Source organism: Allobosea sp. 01N443 (assembly GCF_056399325.1).
Map to the genome: position 1 here is coordinate 1 of NZ_JBFTRC010000052.1, position 20,932 is coordinate 20,932.

Genomic DNA, 20,932 nt, shown 5'->3' on the forward strand with positions numbered 1-20,932 from the left:
GCCTGGATCGCCTGCAGCGCCGCCAGCGGCGAGAGCGTCAGGCCGTTCCATGACAGCACCGCGGCGCTCGCCTGCAGCCGGCCGCTCCAGGCGGTGGTGGCATAGGACGAGGACAATGCGCTGCCGAGCACCGGGATACTGCGCTTGATCTCGTTCTCGAGCCGGCCATAGCCGAAGGCAGCGGCAAGATTGACCGGCCCGAGCCGGGTCGTGCCGTAGAGGCCGGCCTGGAAGACATCGGCCTCGGCCTTGCCGAGACCGCCGGCGAGCGAGGACCGGGCGCTGCCGCCGGAGACCGCAAAGCCCGCAACCGTGCCGGGCATGATCCGAAAATCGGCGCCGACGGCGAGATGGGCATCGTCGAGATCGCTCTTGGCCGAGCCGACCCTGGTCGATCCGTCGGTGCGGCCGACCGAGCCGAAGGCTGCGCCCCAGACGGTGTATGGCGGCGGATCGAGGAAAGCCGGCGCGGTCGGTGCGTCGGCGCCCTTGCGGACGAGGCCGGAGAAGGAGGCTTCGCCGGGAGCAGCCCCCGCGCTGCCGCGGCCCGCCGCGAAGGGATCGAGCATCGCACGCAGGAACTGGTCGGCGGCCGAGACCGCCATTGCCGGCGCTGCGGTATGCGCCTCGCCCGAAAGCTGGTTCACCGCCCCGGGGATTGCTGCGGCCGGCAGGTTGTAGATGCCGAACAGCGCCGACGGATCGGCTCCGCCCGCCACCGCCCGATCGAGGCCTGCGGCAACCGAAAAGGCGTTCAAGAGCGATGCGACGAAGCCGGCCAGCGGCTTTGGCGCAAGGGTCAGCATCACGTCGTTTGCGGTATAGGCCAGGCTGGTGGCGATGCCGGCTCCGAAGGGGCCGGTCGAATCGAGCGTGCCGAAGCGCGTCCCGCCGAGCCCGCCTTGCGCCGAGAGCAGCGTATAGCGCGTCGTGAAGGAATAGGGGCCGCCAAGTGCCACCAACCTGAGCGTCCCTGCGAGGCTCGCGGTGCCCGTGACATTGACCCGGTCTGCGACCGCGCCCTGGATCTCGGCCTCATAGACCGAGCCCGCGCCCATTGTCAGGGTGCCGTTGACCGTCAGCGTTCCCGGCGAATTGCCCGGCGCCAGCGTGCCGTTCACCACCGTCGAGGGCAACTGACCGGACCCGCCGAGCCGCGCACCCGCCGCAACGGTCAGCCCCGAAGAGGCCGCTAGCGATCCGTTCACGATCAACGAACCGCCGTTCACCGTCGTCGTCCCACGGAAGGTGTTTATGCCGCTCAGGGTCGTGGTCCCGCTTTCATGCAGGATCGCTCCAGTGCCGGTAATCGTTGCGCCAACCGTATAATTCGAAGCGGTATGGTTGAACACGAGCCGCCCGGAGCCGCGTCCGAGGCGGATTTCCGCCACCTCGATGAAGCCGGGAGCGCGGGCGACTGCTCCTGCCGCTGCACCGATATTGACGGTCCCGGTCGAGCCGGCACTGTTGGCGATGACAAGCATGCCGCGGCCGTCATCGATACGCACGGTGCCGCCATTGTCGATCGTTGCTTCGGCGACGCCGAGATTCCCGACCATCAGGTAGGTGGTGCCGAGCCACTGGGAATTCGCGCCCGTCACTCTCAAATCGCCGCGAGAGCCAGCTTGCCAGGCGAGGATGCCCTGGTTCGTCTGGACAACAGCTCCGTTCGAGACGAGGCCACTGCCCTGGCCGCTCATGCCAAAGACCGAATAGCCCCCGACCTTCAGCTTTGTGCCGGCGCCATCGATGGTGAGCGAACCCCGGCCGGACGCAAACTCGCCGAAATTCGTATTGACCGTTACCGCAGCCGAACTGCCATTGGAGATAACGATATCGCCGCGTCCCGCGTAGCCACCCATCAACGTGCCGCGGATATTCCAGGTAGCGCCGCTGACGGTGACCGCGCCCACACCCGTCGCGTTGTAGCCGGCGGTGATCGCACGGTCATCGGCCTTGGCGCCGGCGAGAACCTGATAGGTGCCTTGCCCGGATTCGCCGACGATATGGCCGTTGCCATTATACCAGGTGGTCCCTGCTCCCGAGAGCGTGATCGTTCCGGCAGAGCCGGCGAAGGAGCCGGTCGTCACGAAAGCCGCAAAATTTGCCGCCGCACCGCCCGAAGCGGCGAAGCTGCCCTGGCCCCTGTAGCCGGCATAGAGGTAGTCGCCGGACCAGGCCCCGCCGATCAGGTTGGCCGATCCCACCTCTCCGGCGAGGTTTGCGACGGTCGTTGCGGCCGCGGTGAGCGAGCCGCCGGGCGACACCGTCAGCGATGATGTCATGCCGATCGCGCCAATGTGCAGCAGGTTTGCGGACGCCCCGGCAGCAGTAATGGACGGCGCAATCAGCGAGCCAGAGCCGATGGTCACTGTCGTAGCGCCAGTTGGAACGGCCCCCAGCGACCAGTTCGACGCTGTATGCCAGTCGGGAGAAGCGCCTTGCCATGCTGTTTGAGCCAGTGACGGCGTCACGCCAAGCGCAAACCAACTCACCGTCGACAAGGCCGCCAGCCCCGTGATGGCACGAGGATAACTTCGTAGCGGCCGCATGCGCCCCCCTGGGTCTTCAACGCCCAATAGCAAATGCATTCCGCAAGGGAATTCATAAAATTGTCAAGAAATTAGTAACCTATTTCATTCGGGAATTTGAACAGCCATTCACATCACATGGCCGCATCGAGTCGAAAGCGTCCGGCGCCCGGAATATTTCGAATCCTGATAAATAATCGACACGCACAATTACGGCACGTTCTCCGACGAAAATATATCAACCGCGAATTGTGATGTTATTTCGCACTCTCGGTGATCTTATAGCGCAGATAAACCTGCATACGGCGCATAAATTTACCACTGAAGCGTCGCCATGATCGCCATGCTCGGGAGTGGCGGGGTCTGACCGACTTCCTGGAAAGCGCTCAGCGGCGGCACCTTTACTAACCAGCCCACCCTAAGCAGATCTTCGAGAACCTCTCCCAAAGCGCAGCACGCCGCTCCCGACTGGTTGGCCCTGGGTCAAGACCGCAGAGCATATGCCAACGAGCGCTTCACTGCCCGGCTGCTTGCGGAGGCGCGTCGATTGCGCGCCATCTCAGGATCATTGGTGCACGGCCTCAACAGCGGGAGCGGAATGCGCCTTCCATGCCGCGCAGAGACGAGAAAGGGCGTGCGCAGTGATGCACACGCCCCTTTTGGCAAACAGGGGCTCGCCGGGGCAACTCTCACAGAGGCTTGGACGCCGAAGCCGCCCCTGTACGACCAGATGCAAGCCGAGACCCGCGTCGTCCGACTGCCGGGATCGAGACACGATCTCGATCCGCATCCACCATCTTGGCTTCACCGCATCCCCTCAACCGGAAGGGATGCGGCAAGCCGCCCGGATCAGGCCGTGGCGTAGCCGACCGTGCCCTTGATCTCGAGGAATTCCTCGAGGCCGAAATCGGCATATTCACGGCCATTGCCCGATTGCTTGTAGCCACCGAAGGGGGCGCCAGCATCCCAGGCCGGGTAGTTGATGTAGACATTGCCGCTGCGCATCTGCGCCGCGACCTTGCGGGCACGTTCCAGCGAACCGGACTGGACATAGGACGCAAGCCCGTAAGGCGTGTCATTGGCGCGGGTGACGACCTCCTCTTCCGTCCGATAGGGCAGAATCGAGAGCACCGGCCCAAAGATCTCTTCGCGCGCGATCGTCATGTCGTCCGTGACATTGGCGAACACGGTCGGGCGGACGAAATAGCCGCGATTGAGCCCCTCGGGGCGACCCGGACCGCCGGTGACGAGATCGGCGCCATCCTTGATGCCGGCCTCGATCAGTGCCTGGATCTTGTTGTACTGCGTCTCGCTGACGACCGGCCCGAGCCAGGTGCCTTCCGCCGAAGCAGCGCCGACCTTGAGCGGCTCGGCCGTTGCCTTGGCGATTGCGACCGCCTTGTCATGCAGCTCCGCCGGCACGAACATCCGGGTCGGCGCGTTGCAAGACTGGCCGCTGTTGCGCATCACGCTCTCGACGCCGAGCTTCACCGCATAGCTCAGATCGGCATCGTCGAGGATGATGTTCGCCGACTTGCCGCCGAGTTCCTGATGCACGCGCTTGACGGTGTCGGCTGCCGCCTTGGCGACCAGAATGCCGGCGCGGGTCGAGCCGGTGAACGAGACCATATCGACCTGCGGATGGCGCGAAATCGCCTCGCCGACCGTCGGGCCATCGCCATTGACGAGATTGAACACGCCCTTCGGCACGCCCGCCTCGTGCATGACCTCCGCGAAGATGATCGCGTTCATCGGGGCGATCTCGCTTGGCTTCAGCACCATGGTGCAGCCCGCCGCGAGAGCCGGCGCGACCTTGCACATGATCTGGTTCAGCGGCCAGTTCCAGGGCGTGATCATGCCGACGACGCCGATCGGCTCCTTGGCGATCAGCGTCGTGCCGCGCAGCTCCTCGAACTCGAAGCTCTCGAGCGTCTCGATCATCTTGGCGAGATGCGCGGTGCCCATTCCGGCCTGTGCACGATGCGCCAGATCCTTCGGCGCACCCATCTCCTGCGACAGCGCGTCCGCGATATCGRCATAGCGCGCCTTGTAGGCCTCGAGCAGGCGGCGCATCAGGGCGAGGCGTTCCGCCTTCGACGTCGCGGCAAAGGCCGGGAAGGCGGCGCGTGCAGCAGCGACCGCCTTGTCGACGTCGGCCTCGGTGCCGAGCGCGATGGTGGCAAAGGCCTCCTCGGTCGAGGGGTCGATGACCTCGAGGGTCTTGTTGCCCATCGGCTGGACCCATTGGCCATCGATGTAGAATTGCAGGGCATGCGACATGGTGCGGTCTCCGGCGGCTGGGCTTTGGGGGGAGTAATGCTCGTCCCTGAACAGGCGATGTCCGGGGAACGGCAGCGAGGCGGCCGCAGCCCCTGAAGCTGGCGACCGTGATTGGCGGCGAACCCGGCCAGCGCGCATCGCCCTCGCGAGCGGCTCGTCCAGCTCCACCTGACGGAATGTTTGGCGCTATGGCAGCATGGATATTACGATAGGCGGGCGTCACGCGCTTGTCACCGTCACCGGCCGGGCCTGGCTGGAATGACCGTCATGCACGCCAGGCGGCCGGAGCTTGCGGCCGATTGGCAGGGGCAATCCGCTTCTGCTGCGCGACCGCTCAGCGTCGCCTCCCGGCTTGACCTTCATCACCGTGTGAACAGCGCCGTTGCGGTCAACGTCCCAGGCCAGCCGCAGGTCATGCCCACCTCATTGCCTATTCTCTATGCGCAATCGGCACGACACAAATCCGTGACCGCCCTGGTTCACAGCCCTGCCTTGCGCGCGCGCCGCTGGCGCATGGACCAATGGAATCCTACAGTTCGCCATTCCCCAAACACAGGGCAGGCGTTGCAGATCGATGGACAAGCGTGTCGAGACCGATGAGCAGAAGCCGGCTCTGTCGGAAGCGGATATCCGCTCCATCATCATTGGCATCATGCTCGCCATGTTCCTGGCCGCGCTGGACCAGACTATTGTCGCCACCGCCATGCCGACGATCGGGCGCGAGCTCGGCGACGTTACGCATCTGCCCTGGGTCGTGACCTCCTATCTGCTGGCTTCGACCGCGGTGACGCCGCTCTACGGCAAGGTCGCCGACATCCATGGGCGGCGGGTAACGCTGCTCGCCGGCATCGTGATCTTCATCGTCGGCTCGGTTGCCTGCGCACTGGCATCGTCCCTCTGGCTGTTGGTGGTGGCGCGCTTCGTCCAGGGGCTCGGTGGCGGCGGGCTGATCTCGATGGCGCAGACCATCATCGGCGACATGGTGCCGCCGAAGGAGCGCGGCAAATATCAGGTCTATATCGCCAGCGTCTTCTTCTCCTCCTCGCTGCTCGGACCGGTGCTCGGCGGGGTGATCTCCGAGGCGCTGCATTGGTCGGTGATCTTCTGGATCAACCTGCCGCTCGGGCTCTTCGCCTACCTGATGACCGACAAGGCGCTGAAGCGCCTGCCGCGGCATGAGCGACCGCACAAACTCGATTTCCTCGGCGCCGGGCTGATGACGAGCGCAACGGTGACGCTGCTGCTCGCGCTCTCCTGGGGTGGCGTGCATTATCCATGGGCCTCGGCGCCGATCCTCGGGCTGGTCGGCCTGTCGGCACTGCTCTGGATCGCATTCGCCATGCGTCTCAAGACCGCAGAGGAGCCGCTGATCCCGCTCGCGATCCTGGCCAATCCGGTGGTGCGGATGGGCACGATCGCCGCCGGCTTCGGCATGGGCACCTTCATCGGGCTCACCATCTATCTGCCGCTCTATTTCGAGACGGTCGCCGGGCTCTCGGCCGCCAATTCCGGCATGGGATTGATCCCGCTGACCTGCGGCACCGTCATCGGCGCGACCGCATCGGGACGGGCAATGACCCTCCTCAAGCACTACAAGCGCGTACCGGTTGCAGGACTTTGCATCGCCCTGATCGGTACCGCATTGCTGATCGCCTTCGCCGGCCGGATGTCGCTCATCCCCTTCGGTATCGTGCTGGCGGTAATCAGCCTCGGCTTCGGCACCTTGCTGCCGGTCGCCACCGTCTCGATCCAGAATGCCGTCCAGCCGCACCAGCTCGGCACGACGACGGCGACGGCGAACTTCTTTCGCCAGATCGGCGGGGCGCTGATCGTCGCCGTATTCGGAGCGATCGTCCTCGGCGGCATCGGGGCAGGCTCGGGTGTTACGGCCGAGACCCTACGGAGCGGAACGGCGGACCGCGCCACCATGATCATGCTGTTCCAATATGTCTTCGCAGCGACGTTCGCGGGCTTTGCACTGGCCCTGTTCTTCCTGTTCAGGATGAAGGAAATGCCGCTGCGCGGCCGCGCCATCGAGGCTGCGAAGGAAATCGCAGGCGAATAGGGCGGGACAAGCATCCTCGTCCGCGTTTGACGAGCATCAAACCGGCGGGGTTGCCGGCAGGCTAAACCGGAGCGCAATCTCGCATTGCCGCAACTCTGTCACAGCCGCGCGGCAGGTTGAGTTTGCCCGCCAAAGGAGAGCCCCATGTCCGATCTCGTCGTCATCGTATACCCGACCGAGGCCAAGGCCGAGGAGATGCGCCAGAAAGTCATCTCCCTGCAGAAGGAATACCTGATCGAGCTCGGCGACGCGGCGATCGCGGTCATGCATGAGGGCGGCAAGATCAAACTGAACCAGCTCATGAACACCACCGCGCTCGGGGCGGTCTCGGGCAGCTTCTGGGGCCTGCTGATCGGCGCGATCTTCCTGATGCCGGTGTTCGGCGCTGCAATCGGCGCGGCGTCCGGCGCACTCGGTGGTGCGTTGACCGATTACGGTGTCAATGACGGTTTCATGAAGGAACTCTCGACCAGCCTGCAGCCGGGCAACGCCGCGCTCTTCCTGCTGATCCGCAAGATGACCGGCGACAAGGTGCTGGAAGCGATCAAGGGCACGGGTGGCGTGGTGCTGAAGACATCGCTCGACCACACCCGCGAACAAGCCCTGCGCGACGCGATCTCGGCTTCACCTGGGGCGGTCGAACATCCTTCGACGCCCGGCGCGACAGCAACCCCGACGGCCGGCGAAGCACCCTCGCCCGTGGGCTGAAGCACACCCTTGAGGCGACGTCATCCCGGGCAGCCAGAGCGAGGCCCGGGATCCATTCGTTACCGCTGACGAGGACCCCGGCTGCGCTATGCCTCTGCCGGGGTCTCAGCGCGTATCAGTCCCGCAGCAGCTCGTTGATTCCGGTCTTGGCGCGGGTCTGGGCATCGACCGTCTTGACGATCACGGCGCAGTAGAGCGAGGGGCCCGGCGTTCCATCATTCAGCGGCTTGCCGGGAAGCGACCCGGACACCACCACCGAATAGGGCGGCACCTTGCCGATATGGACCTGACCGGTGGCGCGATCGATGATCTTGGTCGAGGCCGAGATGAAGACGCCCATCGAGATCACCGAACCCTCGCCCACGATCACGCCCTCGACCACCTCGGAGCGGGCACCGACGAAGCAGTTGTCCTCGATGATGGTCGGGTTGGCCTGAAGCGGCTCAAGCACACCGCCGATGCCGACGCCGCCAGACAGGTGCACGTTCTTGCCGATCTGCGCGCAGGAGCCGACGGTCGCCCAGGTGTCGACCATGGTGCCTGAATCGACATAGGCGCCGATATTCACATATGACGGCATCAGCACGACGTTCGGCGCGATGAAGGCGCCGCGGCGCACGGCGGCCGGCGGCACGACGCGGAAACCGGCGGCGCGGAAGCGATTCTCGCCCCAGCCCTCGAATTTCGAGGGAACCTTGTCCCAGAACACCCCCTCGCCCGGGCCCCCTGCGATGATCTTGTTGTCGTTGAGACGGAAGGAGAGCAGCACGGCCTTCTTGAGCCACTGATGCGTCACCCATTCGCCGCCCAGTTTTTCGGCAACGCGGGCCTGGCCGGAATCGATCATCTCGATGGCCTGCTCGACGGCATCGCGCACCGCCCCTTTGGTGCTGACGCCGATCTCTGCCCGGTTTTCCCAGGCGGCATCGATGGTGGCGGCGAGATCGGTCAGGCTCATCGTCGGTCTCCGTTCAGAATGCGCCGGAGCGATGGCGGATCAAGACAGCGGCGTCAAGGAGAAGCGCGGCGCGCCGCCGACTTCTCGTCCGCACGTGCCGACGCCGGCCGCCTGGCATTGACTGTACCAAGGCATCATGAATCCGACGCCGCAGGAACGCCCCAATTGCCCCCCCAAGGTCATCGACCTGGGCAGGGAATCTCGGAATCATGAATGCGATGAAGCCTTCTCTTTCAAGACGAGCTGCGACCGCGATCGCCTTGTCGGCCACGATCATGGGCGCAGCTCCCAAGGCCGCGGCGCAGGCCCAACGCGACGTCGATTGGACCACGCAGAAATGCGTTCGGTACAAGGAGGCCTATGGTGCGGCCATCGCCAAGCGGGGAAAGACAGGACTGAGCGACGAATTCCTCGCCCGGCACGATGCCTTCCTTGCGACCAACTGCACGGCGCAGGCAGACGTCTGCCCACGCAGCGGAAAGGAGCTTGAGCTGGCTAATATCCTTGTTCTGATGTCCCTCAACGGAGGACTCTCGAGCACATTCCTGCCCTTCGCCTGTCGAAAGCCGACATAGGCCGTCTGCGCCCGCCCCCTTGATGTGCCGGAAGACGTTCGGTCTATTCCTCGCCTCTGCCGCCTTCCACTACTGAAGAGCGACGTCCACGCCTCGTTCGCAAGGAGCGGCCATGCGCCTCTGGATCAGGAACCCGCTCGGCATCGTCGCCGCGGACGCCGGCGGCGGCGTGGTGGTCGAGCATGGCGCCATCGTCGAACTGCTGGCCGCCGGCAGCGCTCCGGCACAGCCGGTCGACGAGACATTCGATGCCTCCGATCATGTCGTGCTGCCCGGGCTGATCAACACGCATCACCATTTCTACCAGACGCTGACACGCGCCCATCCGGCCGCGATCGACCGTGAGCTCTTTCCCTGGTTGAAGGCGCTCTACCCGCTCTGGGCCCGGCTGACGCCCGACGATCTCAGGCTCGCAGTGCGGGTCGCACTCACCGAATTGCTGCTCTCCGGCTGTACCACAGCGGCAGATCACCATTATCTCTTCCCCAAAGGGCTGGAGAGCGCGGTCGATATCGCGGTCGACGAGGCGCGCGCGCTCGGCATCCGCATGACTGTCTCGCGCGGCTCGATGAATCTGTCGCAGAAGGATGGTGGGCTGCCGCCGGATGCTGTGGTGCAGGACGAGGAGACGATCCTGGCCGACAGTGAGCGCGTGCTCTCGCTGTTCCATGATCCAAAGCCAGGCAGCATGATCCAGATCGCGCTGGCGCCCTGCTCTCCCTTCTCGGTGACGCCTGCGCTGATGGCGAAATCGGCTGAACTCGCCGCGCGCTTCGATGCTCCGCTGCACACCCATCTCGCCGAGACGCAGGATGAGGAGGCCTATTGCCTCCAGGTCTACGGCAAGCGCCCGCTCGACCTTCTGGAGGATGCCGGCTGGATGCGGCCGAAGACCTGGCTGGCGCATGGCATCCATTTCTCCTGCGAGGAATGCGAGCGGCTGGGCCGGGCCGGCGTCGGCATCTGCCATTGCCCGACCTCGAACGGCGTGCTCGCCTCCGGTTTCTGCCGGACACGCGAACTCGAGGCCGCCGGCTCGCCGCTCGGCCTCGGCGTCGACGGCTCAGCCTCCAATGACGGCTCGAACCTGATGGAAGAGCTGCGCCACGCCCTGCTGATCAACCGGTTGCACTACAAGAGTGCCAGCGCCGTGACTGCGCGCGACGTGATCCGCTGGGCGACGGAAGGCTCGGCACGATGCCTCGGGCGCTCCGATATCGGGCGGATCGCGCCCGGCATGCAGGCGGATCTGGCACTGTACCGGCTCGACGAGCTGCGCTTCTCCGGCGCGCATGATCCCGTCGCAGCGCTGGTGCTGTGCGGCGCGAACCGGGCCGATCGTGTCATGGTCGCGGGGCGTTGGCGGGTTGTCGACGGTGCCGTGCCCGGACTGGACATCGCCGCGCTGCGGCGGATGCACAGCGCAGTTGCGATGCGCTACGCGTAAGGGGCCGTTCGCGCCTCAGAGCATTCTGCGAAATATGGCAACGGTTTTCGCATAGAGCATGCTCTAAACCATTAGAATCGATCACGTTTTCTGCATTTGGACACTTTTATCCAAATGCAGAAAACGTGATCTAACCATCTGTGAGTGCATCGGCTTGCCCGAAAACCGCAATCCACTTTTCGGGCCGATGCTTTAGCGTGTCGCGACGATGAACAGCCGCGGGAAGGGCAGCAGCACGGTGCCATCCGGCATCGCGGGGTAAGCCTGCGCAATGAGACCCTGATAGCGTGCGAGGAAGGCTTCGCGCTCGGCCTCGTCGAGCAGATCGAGCAGCGGACGCAAGGCGGCGCCCTTGAACCACTCGACCACCGCCGAAGCCCCGCCCGCGAGTGGATGATGATAGGTCGTGCGCCAGATATCGAGCCTTGTCGTGCCGCCGCGCAGCGCCCGATAATACCAGTCAGCGCCATGGCGCGCCGCGCGCGTCTGCAGCGCTGGGGCGAGCTTGCCGGCCCAGGTCCCGTCAGCGGCAACCTCACGCATCAGCACATGGGCCGGTTCGTCGAGATTATCCGGCATCTGCACGGCGAGCGTGCCGCCCGGCGCAAGCTTGGCCATGAGTGATGGCATCAGGACTTCGTGATCGGGCAGCCATTGCAGCACGGCGTTCGACAGGATCACGTCATAGGGGGCGGCCGGCTGCCATGAGGCGATATCGGCAACCTCGAACGGGATCGCCGGCAGGCGCCTGCGGGCGGCCGCGATCATGTCGGAAGAGCTATCCATCCCGCTGATCGCGGCGTCGGGGAAACGCGCCAGCAGAAGCTCGGTCGAGTTGCCGGGACCGCAACCGATATCGACCGCGCTTGCCACGGCGTCCGTCGGGACCTGGGCAAGCAGATCGCGAACCGGGCGGGTCCGCTCATCCTCGAATTTCGTGTACTGCCGTGCCGACCAGGTCATAACGATTTCCATATCCTCATGAGCAGGAAGGCCCGCGATCAGAGCAGTTTTGCCAGATACCGCCCGTAGCTCGATTTGCCCGTCAGCTTCGCCAGTTCAGCCAGCTGCCCTTCATGGTACCCTCTGCGCCATCAACGTGGCCACGACCTCCCGCATGCGTTCCTGCCACGGCTTTGCGCGATAGCCAAAGATCGCGGCGAACCGGGCGGAATCAAGCACCGAATTGGCAGGACGGCGCGCCGGTGTCGGGAATTCCGCAGTCGTGATCGCGTCCACGATCGGGCTCCGCCCGGTGAAACGGGCCTGCTCGGCAATGATGGCGCTGGCGAAGCCATGCCAGGTCGTCTCGCCCTGCCCGGCAACATGGTAGGTGCCCCAGGGCTCGGCGCCGGCCATCAGCGCAGCGCGGACGGCGAGGATCGCCTCGGCAAGGTCGCGTGTCGCGGTTGGAGAACCGCGTTGGTCGGCGACAACGCGCAGGACATCGCGTTCTGCGGCAAGCCGCAGCATGGTCTTCAGGAAGTTTGCGCCATGGACGCCGTAGACCCAGGCGGTGCGCAGGATGACATGGTGCGGCTGCAGGGCCCGGATGCAGACCTCTCCTTCGCTCTTGCTCGCACCATAGGCACCGAGCGGCGCGACGGGGTCGCTCTCGACATAAGGCCCGGGTTTGCTGCCGTCGAAGACGTAGTCCGTCGAAACATGGAGGAGCGGAATGCGGGCTTCGGCCGTCGCCTCGGCAAGAATGGCGGGCCCTTCCGCATTGGCGGAGAAGGCGGCGACCGTCTCGCTCTCGGCCCGGTCCACCGCCGTAAAGGCCGCAGCATTGACCACGAGGCCGGGGCGATGGGTCTTCAAGGCCCTTGCCACAGCCGCACGGTCCGTGATGTCGCCGTCAGCCCGCGCCAGCCCGACGAGCGGAACGCCACGCTCATGCGCCAGCGCCGTCAACTCGCGGCCAAGCTGACCGCCGGCGCCAAAAAGCAGGATCGGCGCTTCATTCACGAGAGGCCGAGCCTCTCGCCGCGATAAAGCCCGTTGCGGATGCGGCCCCACCAATCCGGATTGGCGAGATACCAGCGAACGGTCTTCTCCAGCCCGCTCTCAAAGCTCTCCTGCGGGCTCCAGCTGAGCTCGCGGGCGATCTTTGAAGCGTCGATCGCATAGCGACGGTCATGGCCGGGCCGGTCGGCGACAAACCGGATCAGGGTGTCGCGCGGGCCGATAGCGGTGTCGGGGGCGAGGCTGTCGACCAGGCCGCAGATCGCGCGCACCACATCGAGATTGGTGCGCTCAGCATTGCCGCCGACATTATAGCTCTCGCCGGGGCGTCCGGTTACCGCGATCAGGCAAAGCGCGCGTGCATGATCCTCGACATGGAGCCAGTCGCGTACCTGACCGCCATCGCCGTAAAYCGGCAATTCCTTGCCCTCAAGCGCGTTCAGGATGACGAGCGGGATCAGCTTCTCCGGGAAGTGATAGGGCCCGTAATTGTTCGAGCAGTTGGAGAGCACGACAGGCAGCCCATAGGTGTGGTGCCAGGCACGCACGAGATGGTCGGAAGCGGCCTTCGACGCAGAATAGGGCGAGGTCGGCTGATAGGGTGTCGTCTCGCTGAACAGACCTTCCGCGCCAAGCGAGCCGAAGACCTCGTCGGTCGAGACATGGTGGAAACGAAAGCTGGCCTTCGCGTCCTGCGGCAGGGCTCGCCAATGGTCGAGCGCCGCCTGGAGCAACACGAAGGTTCCGACGACATTGGTCTGGATGAAGGCGCCCGGCCCATCGATCGAACGGTCGACATGGCTTTCCGCCGCAAGGTGCATCACGATATCGGGCCGAAATGACGCAAAGGCCTCGCGCATGGCGGCGAGATCTCCGATATCCGCCTGCAGGAAGGCGTAGCGCGGAGTGGTCTCGACCGGCTTCAGATTGTCGAGATTGCCGGCATAGGTCAGCTTGTCGACGACCAGCACCTGATGCGGCGTCTCGGCGACAAGGTGCCGGACCACAGCCGAGCCGATGAAACCGGCGCCGCCGGTGATGAGAAACCGCGTCATTCAGGCGCCCTCATAGACGAAGGGGCTGGCAAAACCGGTAAAACCGGGCAGCTTCGCGTCCTTCTCGGACAGTGTCGCGGCCCCGGCTACCACTGGCCAGTCGATGGCAAGCGCCGGATCGGCCCAGAACAAGCCGCCCTCGCTCTGCGGCGCATAGGGCGCGTCGACCTTGTAGGCGACCTCGGTGCCGGGTTCGAGCGTGCAGAAACCATGGGCAAAGCCGTGCGGCACGAAGAGTTGCTCGGCACCGTCCGCATTGAGCAGCACCCCGCACCAGCGCCCGTAATGCGGCGAGCCGCGCCGGAGGTCGACAGCGACGTCGAAGATCGCGCCCTTGAGCACGCGCACGAGCTTGGCCTGGGCAGCGGGCGCAGTCTGATAATGCAGGCCCCGAACGGTGCCGACCTGCGCCGAACGCGACTGGTTGTCCTGAACGAAATCCGGCGCGATCCCAGCTGCCGCGAAAGGCTCGCGGCTATAGGTTTCCATGAAGTAGCCGCGGTCGTCGCCGAAACGTCGCGGCCGGACCAGTACGGGACCAGGAATGGCGAGAGGCGCGAAGGTAAAATTGGACATGAGGTCTCCTGCCTGGCCGCAGGTAGTCTTGCCGCCGCCCCCCTGTCAACGACGCGCAGCCGCCGCCTCGGTGACATCATCAGGCGAAAATTCGCGCAGCTCGGGCAGCCGCGCATGGATCCGCCGCAACAGGGCGGTCAGCCCGGCAATCTCCTCGGCGGAGAAATCGGCCAGGATCAGGTTCTCGCGCTGGAGGGCAACCGCGATCAGGCGGTCATGCAGCTCGTAGCCACTCTGCGTCAGCTGCAGAACCTGCCGGCGCGCATCGCGGCTATCCGCATGTTCGCGGACATGACCGGCCCAAACCAGCGCCGCCACGGCGCGGCTGACCGCCCCCTTGTCGAGGCTGATGACCTCGCAGATGCGCTGCGCCACGATACAAGGCTCGATCGCGAGCTGCGAGATGATGCGCCATTCCGTGACGCCGACGCCGAACAGATCGAGATAGAGGCGGGACGAACTGCGCGACCAGGTGTTCGAGATCGTCGTCAGGAAATAGGGCAGGTAACCCGCAAGGTTGAGCACCTCCCGGTCCCCGTCCCCGCCCTCGGCCTTGCGGCGCCTCGTCGAAACCATGCTGCGCCCACGATCGATCCCTGGAGGGCCCACCAAATCCGGGATGGCGGCGTTCGGCAAGCGGAGTCTGCCGCAGACTATTCCGGCAGCGGAACCGCGAGCCCGACCTTGACGCGGTCCATCGCGACGAAGGTGCGGAACTTCCTGACATTGTTGTTGCCGAAGAAGAGCCGGCGCGTCAGCGCCTCATAGGCCGCCATGCTCGGCACCAGGATGACGAGCACAAAATCCGCTTCGCCAGTGACGTAGTAACATTGCTGCACCTCAGGTGCTGCGGTGAATTCCTGCTTGGCGGCGTCGATCAGGTCGGCACGCTCGCTTTCCAGCTCCACCTCGACGAAGATGGTGATCGCCTGTCCGAGCCGGGTAGGATCGACGAGCGCGACATTGGCCTGGATGACACCCGTCTCCTCCATGCGCTTGATCCGGCGCTGGACGGCGGGCGCGGACAGGTTGACCGCTTCGCCGATCACACGCTGCGGCGTCGTGTTGTCGCGCTGCAGGATGCGCAGGATCGCGAGGTCGAAATTGTCCAGCGTGACTGCTGGCGAAGGGGATCGGGTCAAGAGGAGCGCCCAACGAAACAAACTTGCATTTCAGGGGACCAAACACAGCGGTCTTTTCGCCATGATTGCAATATCCATTCGTTGTACCAGCGCGCAGGAGCGGCGATGTTTCTTCCCAACCACCACCCCGACCGTCGCAAGGCGCTCGATCCGATCGATGCCGAGACCCTGAGCATCGCCGCGGCCGCCGAGGTCGAGCGCCATCTGAGCTATCGCGAGAACCACGTCGAGACACCGCTGCATGCCCTGCCAGCCATGGCCGCCGAGCTCGGGGTCCGTGCGATCCACGTCAAGGACGAAGGCCATCGCCTCGGCCTTGGCAGCTTCAAGGCACTTGGCGGCGCCTATGCCGTCTTCCGGCTGGTGCTGGAGGAGGCGAGCAGGAAGCTCGGGCGGCCAGTCGATATCGCCGAGCTGAACAGCCCCGAGGTCCGGGCCGTAGCGGCGGGGATGACGGTCGCCTGCGCCACTGACGGCAATCACGGCCGTTCGGTCGCACAGGGCGCCCAGCTCACCGGGGCGATGGCCGCGATCTTCGTGCATGCCCGAGTCAGCGACGAACGTGTCGCGGCGATCGCACGCTTCGGCGCGACGATGATCCGGGTCGAGGGCACCTATGACGACTCGGTCACGGAAGCCGCCCGCGTCGCGGAGAAGGAGGGCTGGACAGTCGTCTCCGATACTTCCTGGCCAGGCTATGAACGCATCCCCGGGCTGGTGATGCAGGGCTATACGGTGATCATCCGCGAAGCACTGCGTGAACTCGCCGAGCCGCCCACGCATGTCTTCGTGCAGGCAGGCGTCGGCGGCATTGCCGCTGCGGCTGCGGGCTATCTCGCCAATGCGCTCGGCGACCAGCGTCCCGTCTTTGTGGTGGTCGACCCTGCGCGCGCGGCCTGCATCTTCGAGACGGCGAAGGCCGGCCATCCGGTCAAGGTCGTTCATGGCGAACCGACCGTGATGGCGATGCTCGAATGCTACGAGCCCTCGCCTATCGCCTGGCGTGTCCTGTCTCGCGTCGCCGACGGCTTCATGACCGTCGAGGACGAGGATGCCATCGCGGTGATGAACCGGCTGGCGCGGCCCGCTGGCAAGGACCCCGCCATCGTCTCCGGCGAAAGCGGTGGTGTCGGCCTGGCCGGCGTCATCCGGGTTGCGGCTGATCCCACGGTCAGGAAGCAGCTTGGCCTCGACGCGACCTCCCGCGTTCTCGTCATCAATACCGAGGGCGCGACCGATCCCGAACGCTATGCCGAACTGACCGGCCTGCCGGCACGAGCCGCCCAGTAATGCGACGATGAACGCGCGCATCGCCATCGAGGCCCGAAAGGCGCCGGGACGGGCGGAGCAGGCCGCGACCCGCATCGCCTTCTTCGTTGCCGGGCTCGGCATCGCCGCATGGGCACCCCTGGTGCCCTATGCCAAGCTGCGCATGGCTCTCGACGATGGCGCGCTCGGATTGCTGCTGCTCTGCCTCGGCGCCGGCTCGATCCTGGCCATGCCGCTATCGGGCGCGCTGGCTTCGCGGTTCGGTTGCCGCCGCGTGCTGATTAGCGCGGTGCTGCTCGTCGCTTTCATGCTCCCGGCTCTCGCGACCGCCGCGCACCTGCCGCTGCTCGGCCTGGCACTGTTCGTCTTCGGAGCCGGAATCGGTTCGCTGGATTGCGTCATCAACATCCAGGCCGTGATCGTCGAGCGAGCCAGCGGGCGCAGCATGATGTCCGGCTTTCACGGTCTCTTCAGTCTCGGCGGCATCGCCGGAGCGGCCGGGGCCAGCGGGCTCCTGATGCTGGGTGCGACGCCGCTCCTCGCCACGCTCGTCGTCGTCGCGATCCTCCTTGCCGCGATGGCCTGGGCGGCCTCGGGGCTCCTGCCCTATGCCGGCAAGGGCGAAGGCCCGGCCTTCGCCATTCCGCACGGCATCGTGCTCTTCATCGGCGTGCTCTGCTTCGTCGTCTTCCTGGCCGAGGGCGCCATGCTCGACTGGAGTGCCGTCTTCCTGACCGATCTGCGCCGGGTCGATGCCGCTTATGCGGGACTTGGCTATGCGGCTTTCGCCAGCACCATGACGATCGGCCGGCTGACCGGCGACCGCTTCGTGCACCGCCTCGGCCCCCAGCGCATCATCGTCTGGGGCGGCCTCTGCGCAGCGGCAGGTCTCGTGCTCGCAACGCTTGCACCATCCTGGCTGGCAGGCCTCGCCGGCTTTGCGCTCGTCGGGGCGGGCTGCTCGAATATCGTGCCGGTTCTCTACACGGCGATCGGCAGACAGAACGCGATGCCCGAGCATATCGCCGTGCCCGCGATCTCGACACTGGGCTATGCCGGCATCCTTGTCGGCCCCGCGGCAATCGGTGCCATCGCCCAAGTCGCGAGCCTGCCCATTGCCTTCCTGGTCGTCGCGACGCTGCTCATCGGCGTCGCAGCCAGCGCTCCGCGGTTGCGCACATGAGTTTCGCATCCCTCGCAGCGCCGCAAAGCGCGCCCGTTGGAGGCAGACCATGACTGCGCTCTCGACGAGTCCGGTTCATCATCCCGTTTGGCAAGGCACGCAAATGAGTACGGCATCAGAGCTGACGCGAACGATGGACCTGATCTACCAGACTCATTCGCCCTATGCGCGCAAGGTCCTGGTCTTTGCCCATGAAGCGGGTCTCGCCGGACAGCTGCGCGTCGTCCACCAGGAGACGAGCCCGACCAACCGGAACGACGACGTCTTCGCGGTCAACCCGCTCGGCAAGGTTCCCGTCCTCGTCCTCCCCGATGGCGAGGCGATCTTCGATTCGATCGTGATCTGCGACTATCTCGCGAGCCTCGACGGCGGCAGCCGGCTCATTCCGCAGGGTGGGCGGGCAAGATGGTCCGCGCTTCGCGTGCAGGCGCTCGCCCAGGGACTGTGCGACGCTGGCATTGCGCTGCGCTGGGAAACCGTACGCCGCCCCGAGGCCCTGCGGTATGCGCCCCTGGCGGAGGGAATGACGGCGAAACTCGTCGAATCCTACGATTTTCTCGAACGCGAGGCGGATTTCGACGCGCCACTCCATGTCGGCCATATCGCGCTTGCGACCGCCCTTTCATGGCTGGAATTCCGCGCGCTGCCCGCCTTCGAGCCTGGCCGGCCACGGCTGGCCCACTGGTATAGCTCCTTCTCGGAACGCCCCTCGATGCGCGCCACGCTCTATGACGGCGAGACGCATGACTGATCGCCAGGCCAGTTCGCCCGGCGGCCGCCCCCCGGCTTCACGATGGTGGAGAGAGACATGACCACGCTCGACCCGAACGCCCTCGAACGCGAGATGACGGGGTGGCGGCGTGACCTGCACGCCCATCCCGAATTCGGCTTCGAGGAGAAGCGAACCTCCGCCTTCGTCGCGGCCAAGCTCAGGGAGTTCGGCCTCGACGATGTGGCCGAGGGCATCGGGGGCACCGGTGTCGTCGGCACGCTGAAGCGCGGCAGCGGCAACCGCGCCATCGCGCTTCGGGCGGATATGGACGCGCTGCGCATCAGCGAGCAGGCCGAGCACGCCCATCGCTCGCAAACGCCCGGCACCATGCATGCGTGCGGCCATGACGGGCATACCGCCATGCTGCTTGGTGCGGCAAAGCTGCTGGCGAGCGAGGGCGGCTTCGACGGTACCGTGCGCTTCCTCTTCCAGCCTGCCGAGGAATGGGGCAGAGGCGCGCTCGCCATGCTCTCCGACGGGCTGATGGAGCGCTTTCCCTTCGAGGAGATCTATGGGCTGCACAATGCGCCGGAATTGCCGGTCGGTCAGTTCCAGACACGCGCCGGCTCGATCATGTCGGCGGAGGACAATTTCGAGATCGTGCTCAAGGGCATCGGTGGCCATGCGGCGCGTCCGCATGTCGGCAATGAGGTCCTGATCGCCGCCTGCGCGCTCGTCACCAGCTTCCAGACCATCGTGTCGCGGCGGCTCAGCCCGACCGATATCGGCGTCGTCTCGGTGACCGAACTCATCACAGACGGCACGCGCAACGCCCTGCCTGGCCTCGCCCGCATCCTCGGCGATGCCCGCAGCTTCCGGCCGGAGGTCAGCGCCGAGATCGAGAAGCAGATGCGCATCATCACGGACGGAACGGCGCTCGCCTATAACGTCTCGGCCGAGGTGACCTATACGCGCGAATTCGTGCCGCTGGTGAATGACGAGGCGCTGGCGGCAGAAGCCCTGACGGCCGCGAGAGGCGTGTTCGGCGCGGAGAATGTCGCCACCGCGCGCGAGCCGATGACCGGCTCGGAGGATTTCGCCCGTTTCCTCGACCATGTGCCGGGCTGCTTCGCCTTCGTCGGCAATGGCCCCTCGGCGCCCTTGCACAATCCTTGCTACGACTTCGACGACGCCGGCCTCATCCATGGCGCACGCTTCCATGCCGCAATCACGCGGCAGCGCCTGCGCCCTGCCTGACCAACACCCGTCGCACCTGCCGCTTGCCGATCCGGAGCTCCCCCATGGCCCACTCCCTCACACCCGGCTCTACCGCCCCCTTCAGGGAGCCCGGCCCGAACCAGCCCGCCCTCGACGCCGACGCCGTCTGGGAGGCGCGCGCCGATCTCGCCGCCTGCTTCCGCATGGCGGCGCGCCATGGGCTGGAGGAAGGCATCTGCAACCATTTCTCGGCGCTGGTGCCGGGCTATGACGACCTCTTCATCGTCAACCCCTATGGCTGGGCCTTCCGCGAGTTGACGGCCTCGAAGCTGCTGATCTGCGATTTCCACGGCAACGTCGTCGCTGGCGAGGGACAGCCCGAGGCGACGGCCTTCTACATCCATGCCCGCATCCACAAGGCGCTCCCCCGCGCCAGGGTCGCCTTCCATACCCATATGCCCTACGCGACCGCGCTCTCGATGACGGAGGGCGAGCCGCTGATCTTCGCCGGCCAGACCTCGCTGAAATTCTACGGCCGGACCGCCGTAGACCGCGATTACAATGGGCTTGCGCTCGACGAGAGCGAGGGCGACCGCATTGCCGGCGCCATCGGCGACGCCGACATCGTCTTCATGAAGCACCACGGCGTGATGGTGCTTGCTCCGACGATCGCCGAGGCCTGGGACGATCTCTACTATCTCGAGCGCGCCTGCGAGGTGCAGACGCTGGCGCTCTCGACCGGGCGCAAGGTCCTGCCCGTTGCGCCCGCGATCGCCGAAGCCGCCTGTCGCCAGATGCGCGAAGGCGACGCGGAATCGGCAAGGCTTCACCTCGCCTCGATCAGGCGCACCCTCGATCTCGAAGAGCCGGCCTATCGCAGCTGAGCGAAGAACGCCGGTTTCGTCCATCCATGCGTGCGGCGCGGTCCATCGACCGCATGAAACAACTCGACAAGAGCCGACAGGCGGCGCTAGCTTCCCTAGAAGGAATGTAAGGTATCCGGTGGGCCGGTACGTTGGTACCAGCGCCCAATCATAGTCGCGGGAGCTGTCACCGTGATGTCCGATGGTGCCAAGGCTGAAACTGGGGCCACATTCAGGCCTGCAACGCGACGGCAGGAGTTCCTTGCCTTCATCGTCCTGGCGATCCTGATCTGGCCGGTCATCGCGGTCGGCGTCGTCGGCGGCTATGGTTTCCTGGTCTGGATGCTGCAATTGGTCTTCGGACCGCCCGGCCCACCACGGTGAG

19 protein-coding genes are annotated in these 20,932 nt (G+C 65.6%); 10 read left to right on the top strand and 9 right to left on the bottom strand.

Going from position 1 to position 20,932, the window contains the following annotated elements:
* Positions 1-2,372, bottom strand: a 2,372-nt coding sequence (locus AC1DRP_RS15120; protein WP_476768873.1) for an autotransporter outer membrane beta-barrel domain-containing protein, incomplete at its 3' end; no start/stop codon positions are given.
* Between the two features lie 1,008 nt (positions 2,373-3,380).
* On the bottom strand, positions 3,381-4,811 hold the full coding sequence (locus AC1DRP_RS15125; RefSeq protein WP_476768874.1) for an aldehyde dehydrogenase family protein: 1,431 nt from the start codon (positions 4,809-4,811) through the stop codon (positions 3,381-3,383).
* Between the two features lie 574 nt (positions 4,812-5,385).
* Here AC1DRP_RS15125 and AC1DRP_RS15130 point away from each other — a divergent pair.
* Together AC1DRP_RS15130 and AC1DRP_RS15135 are read left to right on the top strand one after the other, a co-directional pair.
* Entirely contained in the window at positions 5,386-6,876 is a 1,491-nt protein-coding gene (locus AC1DRP_RS15130; protein ID WP_441490386.1) for an MDR family MFS transporter, read from the top strand.
* A 144-nt stretch (positions 6,877-7,020) separates the two neighbouring features.
* A complete protein-coding gene (locus AC1DRP_RS15135; RefSeq protein WP_441490387.1) occupies positions 7,021-7,584 on the top strand; it encodes a DUF1269 domain-containing protein in 564 nt (187 codons plus the stop codon).
* Positions 7,585-7,699: 115 nt separating this feature from the next.
* On the opposite strand, the gene dapD is transcribed toward AC1DRP_RS15135, so the two are convergent.
* On the bottom strand, positions 7,700-8,542 hold the full coding sequence (dapD, locus tag AC1DRP_RS15140) for a 2,3,4,5-tetrahydropyridine-2,6-dicarboxylate N-succinyltransferase (protein ID WP_043242272.1): 843 nt from the start codon (positions 8,540-8,542) through the stop codon (positions 7,700-7,702).
* A 218-nt stretch (positions 8,543-8,760) separates the two neighbouring features.
* Here dapD and AC1DRP_RS15145 point away from each other — a divergent pair, with 218 nt between their 5' ends.
* Positions 8,761-9,117 carry a hypothetical protein gene (locus AC1DRP_RS15145; protein ID WP_441507478.1) on the top strand — a complete coding sequence of 119 codons (357 nt, stop codon included), beginning with the start codon at positions 8,761-8,763 and terminating at the stop codon, positions 9,115-9,117.
* A 112-nt stretch (positions 9,118-9,229) separates the two neighbouring features.
* Positions 9,230-10,564 (top strand): 8-oxoguanine deaminase, encoded by a 1,335-nt coding sequence (locus tag AC1DRP_RS15150; RefSeq protein WP_441507477.1) that lies wholly within the window; start codon positions 9,230-9,232, stop codon positions 10,562-10,564.
* 192 nt (positions 10,565-10,756) lie between these two features.
* Here AC1DRP_RS15150 and tam read toward each other — a convergent pair whose 3' ends face one another.
* From tam to AC1DRP_RS15180, 6 genes are all read right to left on the bottom strand, one after another.
* The gene (gene tam, locus AC1DRP_RS15155; protein WP_441507476.1) at positions 10,757-11,527 is read right to left on the bottom strand and encodes a trans-aconitate 2-methyltransferase; all 771 of its coding nucleotides are present in this window, start codon (positions 11,525-11,527) and stop codon (positions 10,757-10,759) included.
* A gap of 111 nt (positions 11,528-11,638) precedes the next feature.
* Positions 11,639-12,532 carry a dTDP-4-dehydrorhamnose reductase gene (gene rfbD, locus AC1DRP_RS15160; RefSeq protein WP_441507475.1) on the bottom strand — a complete coding sequence of 298 codons (894 nt, stop codon included), beginning with the start codon at positions 12,530-12,532 and terminating at the stop codon, positions 11,639-11,641.
* A complete protein-coding gene (rfbB, locus tag AC1DRP_RS15165; RefSeq protein WP_476768875.1) occupies positions 12,529-13,584 on the bottom strand; it encodes a dTDP-glucose 4,6-dehydratase in 1,056 nt (351 codons plus the stop codon). The genes rfbD and rfbB overlap by 4 nt, the downstream gene beginning before the upstream one ends.
* The gene (gene rfbC / locus AC1DRP_RS15170; protein ID WP_441507473.1) at positions 13,585-14,160 is read right to left on the bottom strand and encodes a dTDP-4-dehydrorhamnose 3,5-epimerase; all 576 of its coding nucleotides are present in this window, start codon (positions 14,158-14,160) and stop codon (positions 13,585-13,587) included. It lies immediately after the preceding gene.
* Positions 14,161-14,205: 45 nt separating this feature from the next.
* A complete protein-coding gene (locus AC1DRP_RS15175; RefSeq protein ID WP_441507472.1) occupies positions 14,206-14,736 on the bottom strand; it encodes a MarR family winged helix-turn-helix transcriptional regulator in 531 nt (176 codons plus the stop codon).
* Positions 14,737-14,813: 77 nt separating this feature from the next.
* A complete protein-coding gene (locus AC1DRP_RS15180) occupies positions 14,814-15,302 on the bottom strand; it encodes an Lrp/AsnC family transcriptional regulator (protein WP_441507471.1) in 489 nt (162 codons plus the stop codon).
* A 105-nt stretch (positions 15,303-15,407) separates the two neighbouring features.
* Here AC1DRP_RS15180 and AC1DRP_RS15185 point away from each other — a divergent pair, with 105 nt between their 5' ends.
* The 6 genes from AC1DRP_RS15185 to napE all read left to right on the top strand — a co-directional run bounded on the left by AC1DRP_RS15185 (position 15,408) and on the right by napE (position 20,931).
* A complete protein-coding gene (locus tag AC1DRP_RS15185; protein ID WP_441507470.1) occupies positions 15,408-16,592 on the top strand; it encodes a diaminopropionate ammonia-lyase in 1,185 nt (394 codons plus the stop codon).
* Positions 16,593-16,599: 7 nt separating this feature from the next.
* Positions 16,600-17,754, top strand: a complete 1,155-nt coding sequence (locus tag AC1DRP_RS15190; RefSeq protein WP_441507469.1) for an MFS transporter — start codon at positions 16,600-16,602, stop codon at positions 17,752-17,754.
* Between the two features lie 133 nt (positions 17,755-17,887).
* Positions 17,888-18,505 (top strand): glutathione S-transferase family protein, encoded by a 618-nt coding sequence (locus AC1DRP_RS15195; protein WP_441507539.1) that lies wholly within the window; start codon positions 17,888-17,890, stop codon positions 18,503-18,505.
* Positions 18,506-18,562: 57 nt separating this feature from the next.
* Positions 18,563-19,723, top strand: coding sequence for a M20 aminoacylase family protein (locus AC1DRP_RS15200; RefSeq protein ID WP_441507468.1), 1,161 nt, complete (start codon positions 18,563-18,565; stop codon positions 19,721-19,723).
* Positions 19,724-19,767: 44 nt separating this feature from the next.
* Positions 19,768-20,568: an aldolase gene (locus AC1DRP_RS15205; protein ID WP_441507467.1), complete on the top strand. Its 801-nt coding sequence runs from the start codon at positions 19,768-19,770 to the stop codon at positions 20,566-20,568.
* A 174-nt stretch (positions 20,569-20,742) separates the two neighbouring features.
* Positions 20,743-20,931, top strand: a complete 189-nt coding sequence (gene napE / locus AC1DRP_RS15210; protein WP_441507466.1) for a periplasmic nitrate reductase, NapE protein — start codon at positions 20,743-20,745, stop codon at positions 20,929-20,931.
* Position 20,932: the final 1 nt, after the last annotated feature.

Coding starts and splice junctions, on each gene's coding strand:
- AC1DRP_RS15175 (WP_441507472.1), bottom strand. CDS start 14,736: ATGGTTTCGACGAGGCGCCGCAAGGCCGAGGGCGGGGACGGGGACCGG.
- rfbC (WP_441507473.1), bottom strand. CDS start 14,160: ATGTCCAATTTTACCTTCGCGCCTCTCGCCATTCCTGGTCCCGTACTG.
- AC1DRP_RS15185 (WP_441507470.1), top strand. CDS start 15,408: ATGTTTCTTCCCAACCACCACCCCGACCGTCGCAAGGCGCTCGATCCG.
- AC1DRP_RS15200 (WP_441507468.1), top strand. CDS start 18,563: ATGACCACGCTCGACCCGAACGCCCTCGAACGCGAGATGACGGGGTGG.
- dapD (WP_043242272.1), bottom strand. CDS start 8,542: ATGAGCCTGACCGATCTCGCCGCCACCATCGATGCCGCCTGGGAAAAC.
- tam (WP_441507476.1), bottom strand. CDS start 11,527: ATGACCTGGTCGGCACGGCAGTACACGAAATTCGAGGATGAGCGGACC.
- AC1DRP_RS15205 (WP_441507467.1), top strand. CDS start 19,768: ATGGCCCACTCCCTCACACCCGGCTCTACCGCCCCCTTCAGGGAGCCC.
- AC1DRP_RS15130 (WP_441490386.1), top strand. CDS start 5,386: ATGGACAAGCGTGTCGAGACCGATGAGCAGAAGCCGGCTCTGTCGGAA.
- napE (WP_441507466.1), top strand. CDS start 20,743: ATGTCCGATGGTGCCAAGGCTGAAACTGGGGCCACATTCAGGCCTGCA.
- AC1DRP_RS15195 (WP_441507539.1), top strand. CDS start 17,888: ATGGACCTGATCTACCAGACTCATTCGCCCTATGCGCGCAAGGTCCTG.
- AC1DRP_RS15135 (WP_441490387.1), top strand. CDS start 7,021: ATGTCCGATCTCGTCGTCATCGTATACCCGACCGAGGCCAAGGCCGAG.
- AC1DRP_RS15145 (WP_441507478.1), top strand. CDS start 8,761: ATGAAGCCTTCTCTTTCAAGACGAGCTGCGACCGCGATCGCCTTGTCG.
- AC1DRP_RS15190 (WP_441507469.1), top strand. CDS start 16,600: ATGAACGCGCGCATCGCCATCGAGGCCCGAAAGGCGCCGGGACGGGCG.
- AC1DRP_RS15150 (WP_441507477.1), top strand. CDS start 9,230: ATGCGCCTCTGGATCAGGAACCCGCTCGGCATCGTCGCCGCGGACGCC.